The sequence below is a fragment of the Mesorhizobium sp. M7A.F.Ca.US.005.03.2.1 genome (assembly GCF_003997795.1).
GTDB lineage: Bacteria > Pseudomonadota > Alphaproteobacteria > Rhizobiales > Rhizobiaceae > Mesorhizobium > Mesorhizobium ciceri.
Genome location: NZ_RZRP01000740.1, coordinates 1 through 3,125 on the forward strand (window position 1 = coordinate 1; position 3,125 = coordinate 3,125).

Genomic DNA, 3,125 nt, shown 5'->3' on the forward strand with positions numbered 1-3,125 from the left:
TTCATCGCCCATGAAGGCGACCACTATCGCACCCGGCTGACCCATTCGATCGAAGTGGCGCAGATAGCGCGCGCCCTGGCACGGGCGCTGCGCGGCGACGAGGATCTGGCCGAGGCGGTGGCGCTGGTGCATGATTTCGGCCACACGCCCTTCGGCCACACCGGCGAGGACGCGCTCAACGAGAAGATGGCCGCCTGGGGCGGCTTCGACCACAACGCCCAATCGCTGCGCATCGTGACAAGGCTGGAGGCGCGCTACGCCGAATTCGACGGGCTCAACCTGACCTGGGAAACGCTGGAAGGCCTGGTCAAGCACAATGGGCCGCTGACGGATGCCAACGGCAAGGGTCTGAAAGGGCCGGTGCCACAGGCGATCCGTGATTATTCGCAACTGCACGATCTCGAACTCGACCGGTTCGCCGGCATCGAGGCGCAATGCGCGGCGATCGCCGACGATATCGCCTACAACACGCATGACATCGACGACGGGTTGAGGGCAGGACTCTTGACGCTGGACATGCTGGAGACGGTTTCGCTGCCGGGAACGATCCTGAAAGGCGTGCGCGAACGCTATCCCTCCCTCGATGCCGCGCGCACCGGCCACGAACTGATGCGGCGGCAGATAACGGCCATGGTCGAGGACGTGATCAGGTCGACGACCGCCAATCTCGATCGCATCAGGCCGCGGAGCGCCGATGCAGTGAGGGCAGCTGGCGAGACGATGGTGGTTTTCTCGGCCGAAATGGCTGCCCTGGAGAAGGAACTGAAGGCCTTTCTGTACAAGCACCTCTACCGGCACGCGGAGGTTATGAGGGTGCGCGCGGATGCCGAGCAGATCGTCAAGGATCTGTTCGACGCCTATTTCGCCGATCCGCGCGCCATGCCGGATGGCTGGCGCGAGGGGCTGGATCGGGCCGATGATCGCATCAAGGCGCGCAGCGTCGCCGACTTCCTGGCGGGTATGACCGACACCTACGCGCTCAAGGAACACCGGCGTTTGTTTGACCATACGCCTGAATTGGGCTAGGGCGGGCTCGATTTTGCCGGCCAACGAGCCGGATTCGCTGCAAAGCCGCCAGAGCCAGACCCCAGAGTCACACAAATGAACATCTTCGCCGATTTCACCGCGCGAATCATAAAAGCCGTCGAAGCGCTTGATCTGAAAGACAAAGACGGCATTTCGCCTGACCTGTCGCGCATTGCCGTTGAGCCGCCGCGCGACGCCAGCCATGGCGACCTGGCGACCAATGCGGCAATGGTGCTGGCCAAGCCGACCGGCCAGAACCCGCGCGCGCTGGCCGAAAGACTGGCGCAGGCGCTGCGCGACGACAAGGATGTCGCGGCAACAGAGGTGGCCGGCCCCGGTTTCGTCAATCTCAGGCTGAAGGACGGCTTCTGGCAGACACATCTGACCGCACTGCTCGGCGAGGGCCGCAACTATGGCCGCTCGATGGTTGGCGGCGGCAGGAAGACCAATGTCGAATATGTCTCGGCCAATCCGACCGGACCGATGCATGTCGGCCATTGCCGGGGTGCTGTCGTCGGCGATGCACTTGCCAATCTGATGGCCTTCGCCGGTTACGACGTGACCAAGGAATACGTCATCAACGACGCCGGCTCGCAGATCGACGTGCTCGGCCGTTCCGCATTCCTGCGTTACCGCGAAGCGCTGGGTGACGACATCGGCGAGATTCCGGCCGGGCTTTATCCGGGCGATTACCTGGTGCCAGTTGGTCAGGCGCTGGTCGCGGAATTCGGCCGCTCGCTGCTGCAGATGCCCGATGACGAGGCGCTCGCCATCGTCAAGGATCGCACCATCGATGCGATGATGGCGATGATCCGCGAGGACCTGGCGATGCTCAACGTGCATCACGACGTGTTCTTCTCCGAGCGCACGCTGCACGCCGACAATGCCAGGAAGATCCGCTCCGCGATCAACGATCTGACGCTGAAGGGCCATATCTACAAGGGCAAGCTGCCGCCGCCCAAGGGCGAGAAACCCGACGATTGGGAGGACCGCGAGCAGACGCTGTTCCGCTCGACCGCGGTCGGCGACGACATGGACCGGGCGCTGGTCAAGTCGGACGGCTCATTCACCTATTTCGCCGCCGACGTTGCCTATCTCAAGGACAAGGTCGATCGCGGCTTCGTCGACCTGATCTATGTGCTCGGCGCCGACCATGGCGGCTACGTCAAGCGGCTGGAGGCTCTGGCGCGGGCGATTGCCGGCGAAGAGGTCAAGCTCACCGTGCTGCTGTGCAATCTGGTCAAGCTGTTTCGCGAGGGCGAACCGGTGCGCATGTCGAAGCGGTCTGGCGATTTCGTGACGCTGCGCGAAGTGGTGGAGGAGGTGGGCCGCGACGCGATCCGCTTCATGATGCTCTATCGCAAGAACGATGCGCCGCTGGATTTCGATTTCGCCAAGGTGACCGAGCAGTCCAAGGACAATCCGGTGTTCTATGTCCAGTACGCCTCGGCGCGCTGTCATTCGGTGTTCCGGCAGGCGAGCGAGCAACTGGGCGAAGCCAATTTCGACCGCAACAGCCTGGCGTCGGCCGCGGCATTGCTGACCGACGAGGGCGAGATCGGCCTGATCCGCAAGCTTGCCGAATACCCGCGGCTGATCGAGTCCGCCGCCCTTGCGCTCGAGCCGCATCGGCTGGCATTTTACCTCTATGATCTGGCTTCCAGCTTCCACGGGCACTGGAACCGTGGCACGGATAATCCGGACTTACGTTTTGTTAAGGTTAACGACCGACAATTGACGCATGCCAGACTAGGGCTGGTGCAGGCTGTTTCGGACGTTTTGACGTCCGGCCTGACGTTGATCGGGGCCGCCGCGCCCACTGAAATGCGTTAGGTTTGACTAAATAACCTGTCACCTTTTGCCCACATTGCGCTGGTAAGGGCCAACCCTACGCGACGTCCATGGCGTCCGAATGAGTGCGAGTTCGGGAACAATAATGGCAGACAGAACCCAGCTGAGAGTAGCCGACAACAACGACATCGCTGAGGATGATCCGTTCGCGGAACTGACCAGGATCATGGGATTCGACCCGCGCCAGCCGGTCAGGCCGCAATCGCCCGCCCAGCCGCAGGCCCCAGCCGCCGATCGCGGGCTCGAAG

2 protein-coding genes are annotated in these 3,125 nt (G+C 62.8%); both read left to right on the top strand.

All coding sequences use genetic code 11. From position 1 onward, the window contains the following. On the top strand, positions 1–1,026 hold a 1,026-nt coding region (locus tag EN991_RS29375; RefSeq protein ID WP_127370057.1), incomplete at its 5' end, for a deoxyguanosinetriphosphate triphosphohydrolase. Between the two features lie 75 nt (positions 1,027–1,101). Beyond that, a complete protein-coding gene (gene argS, locus EN991_RS29380) occupies positions 1,102–2,859 on the top strand; it encodes an arginine--tRNA ligase (RefSeq protein ID WP_064993663.1) in 1,758 nt (585 codons plus the stop codon). The last annotated feature ends 266 nt before the right edge of the window (positions 2,860–3,125 follow it).